At 63.5% G+C, this 14,543-nt stretch carries 18 protein-coding genes and 1 pseudogene; 5 read left to right on the forward strand and 14 right to left on the reverse strand.

Translation table 11 applies throughout. The features are described from left to right. Position 1: 1 nt before the first annotated feature. From IPN92_01355 to IPN92_01365, 3 genes are all read right to left on the reverse strand, one after another. A complete protein-coding gene (locus IPN92_01355) occupies positions 2-1,018 on the reverse strand; it encodes an alkaline phosphatase (protein ID MBK8636967.1) in 1,017 nt (338 codons plus the stop codon). 6 nt (positions 1,019-1,024) lie between these two features. Next, entirely contained in the window at positions 1,025-3,703 is a 2,679-nt protein-coding gene (locus IPN92_01360; protein MBK8636968.1) for a hypothetical protein, read from the reverse strand. Between the two features lie 67 nt (positions 3,704-3,770). After that, positions 3,771-4,394 (reverse strand): AbiEi antitoxin N-terminal domain-containing protein, encoded by a 624-nt coding sequence (locus tag IPN92_01365; GenBank protein MBK8636969.1) that lies wholly within the window; start codon positions 4,392-4,394, stop codon positions 3,771-3,773. Between the two features lie 430 nt (positions 4,395-4,824). On the opposite strand from IPN92_01365, the gene IPN92_01370 reads away from it, so the two are divergent. The 3 genes from IPN92_01370 (at position 4,825) to IPN92_01380 (ending at position 5,881) form a co-directional block, all read left to right on the forward strand. Next, the gene (locus IPN92_01370) at positions 4,825-5,055 is read left to right on the forward strand and encodes a UPF0175 family protein (GenBank protein MBK8636970.1); all 231 of its coding nucleotides are present in this window, start codon (positions 4,825-4,827) and stop codon (positions 5,053-5,055) included. A gap of 95 nt (positions 5,056-5,150) precedes the next feature. Further along, positions 5,151-5,441: a BrnA antitoxin family protein gene (locus IPN92_01375; GenBank protein ID MBK8636971.1), complete on the forward strand. Its 291-nt coding sequence runs from the start codon at positions 5,151-5,153 to the stop codon at positions 5,439-5,441. 146 nt (positions 5,442-5,587) lie between these two features. Then, positions 5,588-5,881, forward strand: coding sequence for a DUF433 domain-containing protein (locus tag IPN92_01380; protein MBK8636972.1), 294 nt, complete (start codon positions 5,588-5,590; stop codon positions 5,879-5,881). An 87-nt stretch (positions 5,882-5,968) separates the two neighbouring features. On the opposite strand, the gene IPN92_01385 is transcribed toward IPN92_01380, so the two are convergent. From IPN92_01385 to IPN92_01405, 5 genes and pseudogenes are all read right to left on the reverse strand, one after another. Beyond that, the gene (locus tag IPN92_01385; GenBank protein ID MBK8636973.1) at positions 5,969-6,163 is read right to left on the reverse strand and encodes a hypothetical protein; all 195 of its coding nucleotides are present in this window, start codon (positions 6,161-6,163) and stop codon (positions 5,969-5,971) included. Between the two features lie 186 nt (positions 6,164-6,349). Next, on the reverse strand, positions 6,350-6,826 hold the full coding sequence (locus IPN92_01390; protein MBK8636974.1) for a DUF3368 domain-containing protein: 477 nt from the start codon (positions 6,824-6,826) through the stop codon (positions 6,350-6,352). Continuing rightward, on the reverse strand, positions 6,823-7,080 hold the full coding sequence (locus IPN92_01395; protein MBK8636975.1) for a UPF0175 family protein: 258 nt from the start codon (positions 7,078-7,080) through the stop codon (positions 6,823-6,825). Before IPN92_01395 ends, IPN92_01390 begins: the two co-directional genes overlap by 4 nt. A gap of 201 nt (positions 7,081-7,281) precedes the next feature. Beyond that, a pseudogene (locus IPN92_01400) lies at positions 7,282-7,609 on the reverse strand (type IV toxin-antitoxin system AbiEi family antitoxin domain-containing protein). A gap of 134 nt (positions 7,610-7,743) precedes the next feature. Further along, on the reverse strand, positions 7,744-7,908 hold the full coding sequence (locus tag IPN92_01405) for a hypothetical protein (GenBank protein ID MBK8636976.1): 165 nt from the start codon (positions 7,906-7,908) through the stop codon (positions 7,744-7,746). Positions 7,909-8,154: 246 nt separating this feature from the next. Here IPN92_01405 and IPN92_01410 point away from each other — a divergent pair, with 246 nt between their 5' ends. Then, on the forward strand, positions 8,155-8,406 hold the full coding sequence (locus tag IPN92_01410; GenBank protein MBK8636977.1) for a DUF433 domain-containing protein: 252 nt from the start codon (positions 8,155-8,157) through the stop codon (positions 8,404-8,406). Between the two features lie 270 nt (positions 8,407-8,676). Here the strand turns inward: IPN92_01410 and IPN92_01415 are convergent, their stop codons facing one another. Continuing rightward, complete coding sequence (locus tag IPN92_01415) at positions 8,677-8,940, reverse strand: DUF2442 domain-containing protein (GenBank protein ID MBK8636978.1); 264 nt, start codon at positions 8,938-8,940, stop codon at positions 8,677-8,679. Between the two features lie 186 nt (positions 8,941-9,126). Between IPN92_01415 and IPN92_01420 the strand changes: the two genes are divergently transcribed. Then, the gene (locus IPN92_01420; GenBank protein MBK8636979.1) at positions 9,127-9,843 is read left to right on the forward strand and encodes a cupin domain-containing protein; all 717 of its coding nucleotides are present in this window, start codon (positions 9,127-9,129) and stop codon (positions 9,841-9,843) included. 191 nt (positions 9,844-10,034) lie between these two features. On the opposite strand, the gene IPN92_01425 is transcribed toward IPN92_01420, so the two are convergent. The 5 genes from IPN92_01425 to IPN92_01445 all read right to left on the reverse strand — a co-directional run bounded on the left by IPN92_01425 (position 10,035) and on the right by IPN92_01445 (position 14,448). Further along, on the reverse strand, positions 10,035-11,876 hold the full coding sequence (locus tag IPN92_01425) for a mechanosensitive ion channel family protein (GenBank protein ID MBK8636980.1): 1,842 nt from the start codon (positions 11,874-11,876) through the stop codon (positions 10,035-10,037). A gap of 172 nt (positions 11,877-12,048) precedes the next feature. Beyond that, positions 12,049-12,378 carry a hypothetical protein gene (locus IPN92_01430; GenBank protein MBK8636981.1) on the reverse strand — a complete coding sequence of 110 codons (330 nt, stop codon included), beginning with the start codon at positions 12,376-12,378 and terminating at the stop codon, positions 12,049-12,051. A gap of 20 nt (positions 12,379-12,398) precedes the next feature. Then, positions 12,399-13,187: a DUF2092 domain-containing protein gene (locus IPN92_01435; GenBank protein MBK8636982.1), complete on the reverse strand. Its 789-nt coding sequence runs from the start codon at positions 13,185-13,187 to the stop codon at positions 12,399-12,401. 78 nt (positions 13,188-13,265) lie between these two features. Then, entirely contained in the window at positions 13,266-13,571 is a 306-nt protein-coding gene (locus tag IPN92_01440) for a hypothetical protein (protein MBK8636983.1), read from the reverse strand. A 76-nt stretch (positions 13,572-13,647) separates the two neighbouring features. Further along, positions 13,648-14,448 (reverse strand): hypothetical protein, encoded by an 801-nt coding sequence (locus IPN92_01445; GenBank protein MBK8636984.1) that lies wholly within the window; start codon positions 14,446-14,448, stop codon positions 13,648-13,650. Positions 14,449-14,543: the final 95 nt, after the last annotated feature.

The following is a 14,543-nucleotide window of genomic DNA, read 5'->3' on the forward strand; positions in this document are numbered from 1 at the left end:
ATCACCCCGCCGAAAGCTCGATGTAGGGCACGGCGACCTCCAGCAGGGTAAGGCCGCCGTGGGCCAGGGTCGGATAGCCGCCCTGACTCTTCCATTTCTTGCGGCCAAGAACCAGGAGCCAGTCCCCGTGCGCCGTGGACAGTCTGCGCGTCAGGGGCGGCGCCCAGTGGGCAAGGCCCGCGGCCGTGGCATCGTCCCCGGTGGCACTGCGGCCGCTTTTAAAGACGCCCTTGAGGGCCTGGCCCTGGGTGGGTGCCTTACCGTGATCCGCTCCCTCCACGTCAGGGAACAGGCCGACATTGGCATAGCCGTGATCCGAGGTGACGACCAGACGCCGGCCGGTGGCCAGGGTCGCAATCAGGGCCCAGAAGTCGTCGCCCGCGAGGGTCTGGGCCGCCTCCTTGGCCAGGGTGCGGGAACCGCCGCTGTCCTCGGCCAGCTTGTGCATGCGCTCGTCGGGCCAGGTGTGCCAGAAGACGATGCCGGGATGGGGCGGCACCAGGGCCTTGCAGTCGGCGAAGGGCAGGTCCGAGATCTCGGTGAGGGCGCCTGGGAAGATCGGGCTCTTGCCGGCATTGTGCGCCAGGGCGGATCTCTGGGCGAAACCGATGGCCCTCGCAAAAGGCGTGGTCTCGGCCGGTAGCTCACTGGCCGTCGCCCGCGCCGCATGGATGGTGAAGCCGCGGGCCTGCGCCTGCTCCAACAACCAGGGCACCTCGCGTAGCGAGAGGGCATCCAGGATCAGGATCGCCTTGCCGCCTGGGGTCCCGGCCCAGAAGGTGGCCAGGGCCGCACTGGTGCGCGGGGCATGGGCCTCGAAGCCGTCCCACAGGTCCCAGGCGCTGCCGGCCAGCAGATTGTCCAGCGGTGCCAGGCCCCGCTCGCGCTCGCCGAGGATGCTGGGTACGGAAGCCGCGTCGATGGGCGCGGCGCAGACTGACCAGGCCCAGTCGAAGATCCGGGGCCAGGCCTGGTCGGCCGGCAGGGTGAAGACATCCGCGTGCAGGGCCTTGTCCATGCCGGTCTACTCCTTGTCCAGATTGAGGCCGTAGGTGACGCCGTCCGGGAGCTTCTTGAGCAAGTCCTGGAGCTGGGCACCCGAGAGCTGGCCGACCGAAAGACGGAGGTTGTGTACGGGCGTACCGGCACCGATACCCCAGCCTTCGAGCTTGCCGAGCAGGTTGATGGGGGCATTCGGCGGCGCTGAGTAGGCAACGCGCTCCTTGACTGCGCTGCCGCCGAAGAGGTCGGTGACCAGGCCGGTTGCAGCTCCGCCATCCCCGCCTGTTGCGGGGGTCAGGGTCGCGCCACCCATGCCTGGGGTTACCGTAGCGGTCTGTCCGCCGCCGCTGACGACCACGGTGCCGGGGGGGTGAATGGTCACGCCTTCCAGGGCCCTACCCTGGGGTAGGCGTGCCTTCATGCGGGTCCAGGCGTCGTCCTGATCTTCGCCCGGTTTACTCTGGAGCCAGTCCCGACCCAGATTGATCGCGATCAGGCCGCGGGCACAGAGGCGGACGATGCGCTCGCGGATCGCAACCTCACCAAGCCAGGGGAGAGAGACTTCGCCGTTTGGCGTTGGCTCGCGCAACTGGTCGAGGACCTCGGCGACGCTGCGGCTGTGGGCTGCGGCGTCCAGCACCAGGGCCTCGAAGTCTTCCTGGGCGAACAGCTCGGTGCGGATGCGCTCGTCGATGGCGCCCAGGATGTGCTCGCCCGTGGCGTTGTGGGCCTCGGTGGCGAAGGTGCATTTCTCCGGCGCCCCGAAATTCCAGGTCTCCAGCACGGCGAAGCGGTCGAAGCGGGCCCGCAGGAGTGCGCGCAATTCCTTTTGGTACTGGATGTACAAGGGGCCGTACTCGGGCTGTCCCGCCCTCCATTGCCCGGCCAGGTACACCGCCCGGGCAACCACCAGCAGGGGCTTGTCGAGAAACACCGGGGAGGAATCCTTGCGGGGCAACAGAAACCGCACCCTGTTGCGGCGCGTGGAAAGGTGCTCCTTGAGCCAGCGCCCGAGGTCCGCATCCCCAGCAGAGGCGGAGGGCACCACGATGACCGGGATACGACTGTCCCAGTTCCCCGGTTTGTCCTTCTCCTCCACCTCCGACCAGGGGGTCTTCTGCCAGTCCGCCCTGAGCACGATGACGCGGTAACTTCCCGAAGTAGCCTCGGCACCGGCGAGCACATAGCGGATCTCGCTGGCTAAGTGCGCCATGTCCTGCCCCGCCTGAAACATCCGGTCGTTCTGGGCGTTGGCCATGAGCTTGGCCTTGGGGTTTTCCTCGTTCAGGAAGACCAGCCGATTGCCCCGGCGATGGATGTTGAAGCTGTTCTGCTCGATGTGGTCCAGTTCGACCTGGAATTGGTTGTCGTCCACCGGCTTGGAGCGGGTGACATCGATGTGCAGGTCGTCGGGCTCAGCGCCCGCCAGGTTCTCCACCGACAGCGAACGCAACCATAGGGCGCTCAAGACCGCATTCAGGTGCGGCACTGCCTTGCCGACCTCCTGTGCGGTCCCGCTCAGGGCGTCGCGCACCGCGTCCAGATTTCGCCGCGCCTTCTCTCGAAGATCTCGGTGCAGTTGACTGGACACCGAATCCAGTAGGGCGCCCACCCCGCTCTTCTCGTCGCTGATCGAGAAATCGGCCGGCGTAATCACGGGGCTATGGGCCTGTGCCATGCCGAAGACATCGACCAAGATCCGCAGCAAGTCCCGGGTCTCCTGTGCATCGACCGCGATCAAAACCTGGTCGTCGAGTAGCTCCAAGAGGACCGGCGAGAACGGCCAGGCATCCACGAATTCTTCGCGGTAACGATCATGCTCGGTGGCCGGCCTGTGCTTGAGGCGAAGGTACTCATCGACATGGGCCCCGATGAGGGCTTCGATGTCACCCCGCGGCACCTGGAGCCGGTTCTGAAACATGCGGTAGAGCAACAGGCGACGGCGATCCTGCTTGGCCTGCGGGCTCTTGAAATCGACCCGTACCGGATCGACGCGGTACATCTGCTGGGCCGCTTCGGTGGTCCCGTCGCGGACGGAAACCACCATGATCAACCGCTCGGGATGGTGTTGTGCGATCTCCGAGAGGATCTGGATGAAATTGAAGGCCCAAGTTCGCCAGGGATACTGCTTGGTATTGGTCAGGCCGTCGTACCAGGTCTGGAACTCGTCCAAGATCAACGCCATTGGCTGCTTTTCGAGCATGTCGAGGATGATGGCGTGGCCAGGGACCTCCGTCTTGTTCGCCCCCTGCCCCTCCCAGGCGCCGCGGGCGTAAGTTCCCTGGGGATGGCGGTCGAAGACCAGATCCCAGAGAAACTTGTAGTTGTGCAGGTGCAGGCTCTCCGCAACGACGTGCATTCCTGTGCGCAGCTTGAGGTCGCCGATGGCGCTGTTGTGAGCCGATGACGCCCACTGCGCCAGCCAGCCCGTCCCCGCCTGTGCGTCTCGCAGCATGTGGGTCAGGGCCGCCATCAGGTGCGACTTGCCCTGACCGCGGGAGCCGATGATGACCACCGGACGTGTCGCATCCGGCTGTACCGCCTGGAGGGTCTTGAGGAGATCGACCGAGGGGTAGGTGATGGCGAGGAAATCCTGCGCGGGCCGGTCGAGCGCCCCTGTGCCACGGCGATTACTGAAGTCGATGATGGTCCCACTGGAGCGATTACCAACGAACTCATCACGAAGCTTTAGCCCGAGCATGTGCGGTCTCCAATTACTCGACGGTTATCAGCGCCAGCCTTCGCCAGGCCACCAACGGCCAGCCCCGTCACGCCAGGCTCTCCAGATAAGGGCGCATGACGTTGGCGACCCGATCAAGCTGGGCGTAGCGCCAGATCTCGTCCATGCCTGCCCGGCGCCCCTGGCCATCGCGTCCCAGGACCTCCTTCAGCGCCTCCAAGGCAACATCCAGGCCGATCTTGTTGCGGTATTTGAAGCAGTCCGCCAGGGTCCTCGCTACCCCGGTGATGCGCACCGGTACCCCGTCAATCGTATGTTCCTCGACGCCCTCGGTCAGACCGGCTTCGGAGAACCGCGCGGTGCGCAGCGGCCCAGAGAGATGCAGGCTGTCCAGGCGCGGGGGGCGGGCCTTGTTCGGGATGGCGAGCCAGACCTCGAAGGGGGCCTGGGTCGTGATGTCGTGAAAGCGGAGTGCGGAGAGCAGGCAAACCACGGCCTGCGGGTGCCTACGGGCGACCTCCGCCAGGGCGGCGTGCTCGGAGACCTGCCGGCCCGGGAGGGCGTAGAGGCCGCGCCCGACCCGGGCCAGCCGGCCCTGACGGACCAGCCGCGTCAGCGAGATCCGGGGCAGTCCGTGGGCGGTCAGGTCCAGGGGACGCAGCAGCCCGCGGGTCCGCGCGAGATTAAGGATGGATTGTTGGGTCGTCTCCATGTCCGGAGCATGTTCCAGAATACCGGTAACAGTCAACTGCATGCTGCTTTTAGCAACAGCGTCTGCCCCGCCTGGGTGAAGTACTTTTGGGAAGTCCCGCGCTTGGTCATCACCCCGCTGCGGAAACGCTCCCGACGGGGGGCGTTCTGGTTCGTCAGCATCACCGACACCATCAGCAGTGGCTCCGCGCCCGCAGCCGTAGTCGAAAACCCGGAACTGGCCATCGAAGCCCTTTTCCCGGACCAGTTCGGGGCCGTCCGCGCACTTCCGACCCTATCCCCTTGCGGTGCGACAACAAGGGGCAAAAAGGCCAAACGTGCCAGATAACCTTTGCTGTATGCTTGCGCGACTTCTCGGGGACGCGAGGTCAAGCTCCCAGTCTTGATGACAGCTATGATCGCTTTTTTCGCGGGCCAACGTAGCGGAACCCATGCCGACTCAATACCAAATCACCCTGCCAGACTTCGTTCATGTGGATCAGAACGAATTGCTCTTCCTGTTGGCTGCAAATCTATATAGCCAAGGCCGCGTTTCCTTTGGGCAGGGCGCCGAAATGGCGGGCGTTTCCAAGCGGAATTTCCTGGAATGTCTGGGCCGTTACGGCATCTCGGCGTTTAATCACTCGCAGGAAGAACCGGAAAGGGACCTTTCTAACGCATGATATTCGGGCAGGCGGCGGGTTTTCCATCCGACCGCGAGATTACGGATGCGCGCCTTCGGGAAATCACCCCATTTCCATGCGCAAGGTCGAGAACCATGAAATCGAAGACTTCTTCTCCTATCTCTGAGCCCCGTCTCCGGGTTGGGCTCAAGGATGTCAGCCGCGAAGAATTCGCGGCGGCCGTCGGTGAACGACTAGGCACCCAGCAGGTTTCCCTCAAATTGGACGCCTCGGTCGTCGCGTTTTTCAAAGCCAAGGCGGGCAAGCAGAGTTATGAGGCACTAATCAACCAGGCGTTGCATCGTGCTATGGATAACGAGTACATGGAGGATAGGCTGCGCCGGGTAGTTCGCGAGGAGTTGGCGTCACAAGGTCAGCCCGGATAGGACTGAAGCCACCAGGAACCTTACGCCGCGAGCCGCCATGATTGACCCCGAGAGCCCTCTCCCGGAAACAGGCCCCCAGCCCCCCGCTGGGCTGGCAGATTACCCCGGCGTTGAATTACCGATCCTCTGCTGAACGGACAGCTACCATGACCGACTGGCACGGCCGCATCGTATCCGATCCCGATACTCTCTTTGGAAAACCGCGGATCAGTGGCACCCGCATCGGTGTGGCGTTCGTTCTCGATCTGCTGGCCTCCGGTTGGAGCGAGGCGCAGATTCTGGACAGCTACCCACACGTCCAACAACAGGACTTAGAGGCGGTCTTCGCCTTCGTTCGGGACTGCTTGAAGGATGAGACCTTCATCATGCAAGCGGCGGCAGAGTCTGGCCGCCCCGCGCACGGGGGAAGATATGCTCGATGTGCATCTGGGCACCGCTGACCCTTTGGTCGGTCAGGCAGTACCCACACCGATGCCAGGCCTCTTCGGCGACCCGCTCTCGCAGGGCACGAGGGATCGCCTCGGACATTAGGCGGCTTGCGCGAGCAAGCCCTTGCCGCTCCGCACGGAGAGGAGCGCCAGGGCGCGGGCCTTGCGTAGTGTCGCCTTGCCGTAGCGGTCGCGCAGGCCATTCAACGACAGGTTCGGCCTGGCGCCCTCGTGGCGTAAGCCAACAGGCCAAGGTCGCGGTAGTTGTGCATCGACCAGAAAGCGCATCTTCAAGCCACGCGCAAGACGACGTGATCCGCTGGTTACGCCGCGCACTCCAGCGCAGCCGAAATATCGCCAACCTCCAGACATAGCAATGCAGTCCCATTCACCGATCGATTTCGGCCACGAACACCCGGGGCGGTTGGCCGGCGCGGCGGCGTAACGGCCACCCAGTGCCGGTGCTCTATCCGTCGGGTGTCACTCCCCAATCTCGGCCAATGACTCCGCCACCAGGGATGGGCGCAGATATAAGCCATCCGCAAGCAGGCGCTCGATCACTGGGCGGGCGGAAGCGATCCAGCCCATGCGCTTTGCCGCGAGGACGACACCCAATGAGCCGACAACGGGAATGCCGAGGCTGCGCGCACACTGCCGTGCGGCGGCATCGTCGAGGACCGCAATAACGCTGGCCTGTCCGAGACAATGCCCGAGGACTTGGGTCTCGCCCAACCCAAGGTCCCAGGCGCCGATAACGGGGGGAACGGCAACGTTATCCACTACGCAGACGCGCTGCTCGGCCTCGATCGCATCGATAATGATCTGGCCATCGTGTCCGGCAGCGACTTCGGCAATGACAGCGCGGACGACCTCCACCCTTCCGGTGCAGAGGTTGCACAGCCATGCAAGGCCGCCGACCCGGGACAGAAAAATCAATGGCGAGGCATTGACGATCATGCGGTCAGGCACAACAACTCCTCGCGCAGCTCGTCAATATCCACTTGCACCGCGGGGACTCGGCGACGATACAGCTCGTCCAAAAAGTGGGCGCGGCTGATGCCTAGGATCTCGGCGCCCTTGCCTTGGGAAATACGTCCCTCGGCGTACCACTGCACGACGGCCGCGGTCTTCACCTCCTCCGCCAATTGGCTTGGCCCCTTGCGGAGTGCCGACATGGCGCCTGCATCGAATTCGAGAACGATTTGGGTCATGGCTCAATAATCTCCTACCCGCTTATCGTTACAGCGCTGCACTGGTTCCCAAGGGGACCTTGGGAACCGGGACAACGCACTTCGTGCCCAGCCGCGGCCTCTGGTTCGACTCTTGATGCAGGGTACCGCATCGGGAATTGTCAGACAGACCACCTTCTTGAGAAACCTGGTGACGAGCCACCGCGGCCAGGTTCCGCGCCGTCAAGTCAGTGCCTCTAGGTAAGGACGCATGACGTTGGCGACCCGGCTGAGCCTGGCGTAGTGCCACAGGTCATCCACGCTCGCCCTCCTCGTCTGCCCGATCTTCCCACGGCCCGCGGGTGCCTGCGAGCGACCTCCGCCAAGACGGCGTGCTCCGACACCTGACGGTCCGGGAGGGCGTAGAGCCCGCGCCGACCCGCGCGAGCCGGCCCTGACGGACCAGCCGCGTCAGCGAGACCCGGGGCAGCCCGTGGGCGGCCAGGTCCAGGGGACGCAGCAGCCCGTGGGTCCGCGCGAGATCAAGGATGGATTGTTGGGTCGTCTCCATGTCCGGAGCATGTTCCAGAATACCGGTAACAGTCAACTGCAGGCTGCTTTTAGCAACAGCGTCTGCCCCCCAGACCCTCGATGGGCTGGCCGATTTTACTGCCGATCTCACCCGGCGCCGGGTGACCGAAAGGCCTAGATCTCCGCCTGGGTGAAGTACTTTTGGATAGTCCCGCACTTGGTCATCACCCCGTCGCGGAAGTGCTCCCCACGGGGGTCGTTCTGGTTCATCAGCATCACCGACACCACCAGCAGTCGCTCCGCGTCCGCAGCCGTAGTCAAAAACCCGGAACTGGCCATCGAAGCCCTTTCTGGGCCGTTACGGCATCTCGGCGTTTAATCACTCACATGAAGAACTGGAAAGGGACCTTTCTAACGCATGATATTCGGGCAGGCGGAGGGTTTGCCATCCGACCGCGAGATTACGGATGCGCGCCTTCGGGAAATCACCTCATTTCCATGCGCAAGGTCGATCCCAGACCCCCGCTGGGCTGGCCGATTACCCCGGCGTTGAATTACCGATCCTCTGCTGAACGGACAGCTACCATGACCGACTGGCACGGCCGCATCGTATCCGATCCCGATACTCTCTTTGGAAAACCGCGGATCAGTGGCACCCGCATTGGCGTGGAGTTCGTTCTCGATCTGCTGGCCACTGGTTGGAGCGAGGCGCAGATTCTGGACAGCTATCCACACGTCAAGCAAGAGGACTTAGAGGCGGTCTTCGCCTTCGTTCGGGACTGTATGAAGGATGAGACCTTCATCATGCAAGCGGCGGCGGAGTCGGGCCACTTATGAAGTAAAGGCCTGGGTCCTGATGTCGTGGAAGCGGAGTGCGGCGAGCAGGCAAACCACGGCCCGCGGGTGCCTGCGGGTGACTTCGGCCAGGGCGGCGTGCTCCGACACCTGACGGTCCGGGAGGGCGTAGAGCCCGCGCCGACCCGGGCGAGCCGGCCCTGACGGACCAGCCGCGTCAGCGAGACCCGGGGCAGCCCGTGGGTCCGCGCGAGATCAAGGATGGTTTCTTGGGACGTCTCCATGTCCGGAGCATGTTCCAACCGGTAACAGTCAACTCGCGCACTCCGGTTGGGCGGGTTGTTGGGCTTTTTGTATGTCGTAGATGATCGTATCAGCACTGAAATCTTGTTCGTTTGGCCAAATAATGCCGTGATGTGCTGGGCGGACTAAAGAAAAATAATTTTGGTTCTTTAGCTCTTGAAATGCGCCACCAGTTAAATAGGGCTTGACATCAAAAATACCTGTAATACCACTGCTTGTCACAACCTCAATGCAATAGTCAACAAGTGGCACCGCCTTCACAATAGTATCCATGCTTTTAGCTCCTAACTGGTCGATTACTAGGGGTGTTGGTATTCTTTACCCAGAAGCGGGACCAGTTCTTTGAACTGACGCTCGATCACGCCATCAACCACCGAAAGTGGGCGGCCTAACCGTTTTCCATCCCCAATGACCTGATGAGCAGGTCCGCTACCCAGGAGCCTTGCGCCGCAAGCCGCCATGATTGACCCCGAGATCCCCCTCCCGGAAACAGCCCCCCAGACGCCCCCCGGGCTGGCCGATGTTAATGCCGATCTCACCCGGCGCCAGGTGATCGACACGAACGAGATGCCCTGGGAGCCGAGTCCCAGTGGCACCGTCTGGCGCAAGCCGCTGTATCGCCAGGGCGGTGAGTTTGGGCCCGTGACCAGCCTGGTCCGCTATGCCCCCGGCGGCGCCTTTCCCGAACACGCCCATCCGGAGGGCGAGGAGATCCTGGTGCTGGACGGGGTCTTCTCCGACGAACTGGGCGACTATCCTGCCGGTACCTTCCTGATGAATCCCCACGGCAGTCGGCATACACCGCGTTCCGCGCCCGGTTGCACCCTGTTCGTGCGGCTGCGCCAGTATCCGGGCGAGGACCGGCCACGGCTGGTCGAGGATACCCAGGACCCGGCCGGCTGGCGTCCCGGGCTGGTGGCGGGGCTCAGCGTCCGCCCCCTCTACGCCCAGGGCGGCTATTCCGAGAGCGTGGCGCTGGTGCGTTGGGCGCCGGGAACCTACTTCCAGCGCCATTCCCACTGGGGCGGCGAGGAGATTCTGGTCCTGGAGGGCGAGTTTGCCGACGAGCAGGGTCGTTACCCCGCGGGGACCTGGCTGCGCAGCCCGCATCTGAGCCAGCACACCCCCTTCTCCGAGGTCGGCTGCCTCATCTATGTGCGCGTCGGCGGGCTTTGAACGGGTGATTTTGGCTGAGCCTGCTCGTCGCAGGCAGCAACGCCGTTCGCTGGGGCCTGCTTGACGAGAATCCTTCGTGACCCTTGGCCAAGGCCGCCAAGGGTAAGCGCCGGCGGGCGCGGCTCGCCGAGTTCGATGCCTTGGGCGAGGAACTGGTCGGCAGGGGGCGGGTGTTGGGGGACTAGCGGAGGTCAAGCCGCGGTTGTCGCCCCCTGAGAACCTGGCGGCGGATAGGCGACTTGGCCGCGCATCTGTTCCAAGCGCTCTGGCGTGAAGTTTGGGAAGGGCAGGCTGCCCTCTTCCCGCCATTGGCGCACCTCGGCTTCCGCAAGTAGGGCACCTTGGGCATCGAGTCCGCTGTCGCGGGCGAAATAGAGCGTTTGCGAGGGGAAGGCGAAGCTGGTCCCGCTGTGGGCGACGATGTCCATGATCCGCAGCAGGATGTCCTCCCTGATGGCGAGAAACTCTGCCCAGTCCCGGGTCTGGACGTAGGCGTAGACCTCGATATCCAGCGAGCTGGCGCCAAAATCGATGAACCGGGCCCGCGACGAATCGGGGTCGATACGCGGATGGCCTACCAACATCTCGCGGATCTTGGCGAGCAGGTAGCGGAGCTGTTCCGGGCTGGTCTCGTAGCGCACTGTGACCAGTGACTGGATCAGTATCCGATCGCGTTGGCTCATATTCACGACCGGCATGGTCGCGAGCATGCCGTTGGGGATGCTGGTCAGGGTGCGATCCCGGCCTCTGATGCGGGTAGAGCGGATGCCGATGGCCTCGATCCAGCCGATTTCGGCGCCGTATTTGCAAAGGTCGCCCACCTTCATGGGCTTGTCGGCGAAGAGGTTGAGACCGCCAATCAGATTCTCGAGACTCGGTTTGGCGGCGAGGGCGAAGGCCAGGCCACCGACGCCCACTCCGGCGATGATGCCGTACACGGGAATACCTAGCCAGTTGGCCCCGAGGACCAGCAGCCCAGCCGCGCCCAATGCCCCTAGGAGGCGGGCGGTGATGCGGATCAGATGGGCATCGACGCTCTCCAGGGAAATCTTGGGCGAGGCGATCATGGCCTCGGCGACCACGGGTGCCAGCCGCCAGGCGATCCAGGCCCCCGCTAGGAACATAATAGCGGTGGTTACTAGATCTATCGCGGCGGCGACGCTGTCGATCAGGTTGAGTTGGACCAGCGCAAGATAGGCGATGGTGGGACTCGCAAGCAGCAGATAGGTCGGCAAGGCCATCTGGGCCAGGGCCCGTAAGAAGGGGTGTTCATGCTCGGCCAGCCGCGAAAAGCGATAGACCCAGCGCAGCAAGAGCAAAAAGATTGCCAGGACCACGGTTAGAGCGAGCCATTTCCAAAGAGACTGATCGGTCAGCGGGGTCTGTAGCCAGCCCGGCAAGGATTGGATCCAGGCGTAGGGGATCATCCAACCGCCGCCGTTGACCAGCACGTCGTGCAAGTTTTCCATGGGCAGGGCGCGGGTGAGGGGCACTGGGCGCACCTTCTCGAAGTAGTCACTCGCATGGGCAAGGGTGGTGGGGCTGAAGAGAAATTCACCGCTTTGAGTACCCTTTTCTACCTTTGCTAGGGTGATTTCGGTGTGGGGGATCACCCAAGCCTTGACCGCATCACTGCCGATCTGGCTCATGGCCTTGGCATCGGGAATGTCCTCGATGGCCGGCAGGTGCAGTCGGCTCAGGGTCTCGTAGAGGGCGACGGCTGCGGCCCGGCCAGCCTTGAGACGCGCCGCTGGTGGTATTTCGCTCAAGTCTAGACAGGCCACCGCGGCCGCGCCCAATTCACTGAGGTGTTGAAATCCCTCCCGCGTGGGGCTAGCCAGATACTCGTCGGCCAGATAGGCAGCGAGGGCATCGCCAGCCGCGAGGAAGGTTACCAGGGTAGCGCGCGGGCTGCCGCGGTCCGGGGGTTGCAGCGGATACTCCGCCTCTTGGCCGCGCACGATTCCGGCCATGAGGCAGAGCACCATCAGGATCGGCAGCCAGCGCACCCATGCGGCGGCTGGGCCAACCATCAGGATTCCGAGGAAGGCCGGCCTTTTTTGGAACAGCGGCGGAATAACGGCGCTGCTCTTGGGGTACGTGGCGCATGGGGGTAGCATAGGATGCCCGACAAGGGTGGCCCAAGGTGCGAAATAGGGGTATCGCCCCTTGGGCTTCGGTTGGAGATCGCCGGGGGCTTAGGGTTTAGCGAATCCCTACGCGGTTCACGGGGCCGCCACGGTTCATGGGCTGAACCCCCACCCCGGGCGCGCCGACCCCGACCCCGGGGGCTACGCCGACGCCAGGTGCGCCGACCCCGACCCCAGGCATGACGCCGACCCCGGGCGCCCCGACGCCGACGGTAGACCGCCGGGCGACCCCGGCATAGCTGACGGGGGTGGCGGGGCGGCCGACCACCGCCTCGGCGGTGGCGACCAGGAAACCGGGCCTGCCGGGCCCGAAGTCGCCATTAGCCAGCCAGCCGGCGGTAGCCAGGCCAACCATGAATACAACCCTGGGTGTGATGCGAGTCATGAGCGTTCTCCTTGGGGAATTTACTTGGGCAATTCGTCAAGATCGGCAAGGGCATCCGGGCTCAGTTGAATGGCGTTGGCCGGCGGCGTGAAGGTGAAGGCATCGGCCGCTGGCACGACGTCGGTTTTCCAGTCCTTGACGCGCAGGGTGTATTGCGGGGCGTTATTCACCGTTTTGCTGGTGATGACCATCTTGCGCGGCATCGGCCGGTCACCGACCTCTACCCATAACTGCCAGTCCGTATCAAAGTTGCGGAAGGCCAGATGCTCGCATTCCACGCCGTCGATGACGCCGCGGCCAATATGTTTGGCCTCCAGAATGCCGGCCACCAGGGTGTCATAGGACTTTGACTGGAGCAGATCCGCGCCGGGCAGGGCGATGCCATGACCCGCGCGCAGGGCCTCCAGCAACTGGTCAACACTGCCCGGCGCTTCCAACTGGGCATAGCCGTTGAGGTTTTTGCCAAGGATGCTGACGGTTTTGCCGTCGAAGACCATCGTCACGTCTGCATAGCCGCCCTTGCGGTGGGCGCGCAGTTTGTCCGGGCGGCTCAAGAGCACCTCGCCGGAATTGGTGAACTGGAGTTTCTCCAACTCCGGGGTGATGACCTCGATATCGCTGTCAAAGGTCAGCGCGATGGCTTGCTGACTGCCCAGATAGTCCGACATAGCCTTGAGAATGGCCTTGGCATCATCGCCCGCCTCGGCCTGGGCACCGGAGGAGGCCATGACCAGCAGGCCGGCCAGCATCAGGCCACGGCTAGCCAGGCGGAGGCGCTTGGGGATGGGTTTGAGGTAACTTGCTTTCATAAGGGGATAGACTCCTGGGGTGGGTGTTGATGGCTCGGGGCCATCGATGTTTGCTGGGGATAGATTGGAAGACTGGGATTAATCCACCCTTACCACCACGTAGCGGCTGCCGCTGGTCTGGTAGTAGGTCCCTCCGCATTGATGTAAGGAAGTCCCTTCGATAATGACTGTCCGACAGCCCGCGGGCAAGGTCGCCGCATAGACGGACGTCGCATAGATCATGCGGCGGCTGGTGCGGCGGGCCACGCCGGCATAGCTCATCGGGGTCAGGGGCCTGCCAATCACCGCATGTGCCTTTTGGATGACCAGCCCGGCATCAAGGGCAACTTCCACGGCCAGGACCGAGAACAGCGCTAGGGTCGCGAGGAGGATGGCTTTGGACATTTTGTTGAACACGTGACTACCTCGGTTAGGAATTAAGGGTGGGCCCGTGGCCTGGATTCACTTTATGGGGCGAGCCTTACCAGTGGAACGTCGCCCCCAGGGCCGGGCCGGTCATGCTCATCTTTTGCAAGGCCTCATCGCCTGTCGTCGCGTAGTTGAGGGTGCGGAAGGCCAGCAGGAGATCGCCCCAGCCCAGGCGATAGCCGAGACCAATCAGGCCTTGCCAGCTCCAATTTGAGTAATTGCCCGCACCGACATCAAGATAGTAGGGCAGAAACCACTGCTTTGCATCGCCAAGGAACAGCTCCCCGCGTACCCCCACAAAGCCATCCCAGACGTCCAGCCGTTGAGAACGGCTGAGCGAGGGTGACAGGATGCCCTCGGGACCGGAGAAACTCAGGCCGGTCTCGGTGTCCAAACCCAGGTAGCGGATGCCGCCCAAGAGGTCCAGAGTCCCCGCGGCACCCCGGGCGAGGGTGTAGCCGGCGGCGCCTTGCAGGATCAGGGCTTGAACCTTCACATCGACATTCCGGTCGATCGCAATGGGTTCGGCGCCCAAGGGCCCTTGCACCTGCTTGATTCGCCCATCCTGATGGCCAAAGTCGGTGTAGATCAGATCCGTGACCAGGGACCAGTTGCCCTGGCGAGCCTCCAGGGTGCCCATCAGGCCGAATTTGAGGTTGCTGAGGTAGCTGTCTGGCTTGACCTCCACTTCGACGCTCTTGCCTCCCCCCCAGGGATTCGTATGCTGGAGCCGCTGTTCGATATTCGGAAACCACAGGTAGGGCGTGAAGTTGTAATGCCATTGCCCGTCGTAACTATCCACCTTGGCGGCCAGGGCGGAACCGGTTGACGCCAGGAGACTGAGGCTAGTCATCGCCAACCAGGCTCCCGCTTGCAATAACGGCTTATTCATCTTGGTTTGCCTTTCTAAGCACCACGGAGAGGGTGCGGTTGGGTGGATCGGACTTG

It is taken from the genome of Chromatiaceae bacterium (assembly GCA_016714645.1).
GTDB lineage: Bacteria > Pseudomonadota > Gammaproteobacteria > Chromatiales > Chromatiaceae > M0108.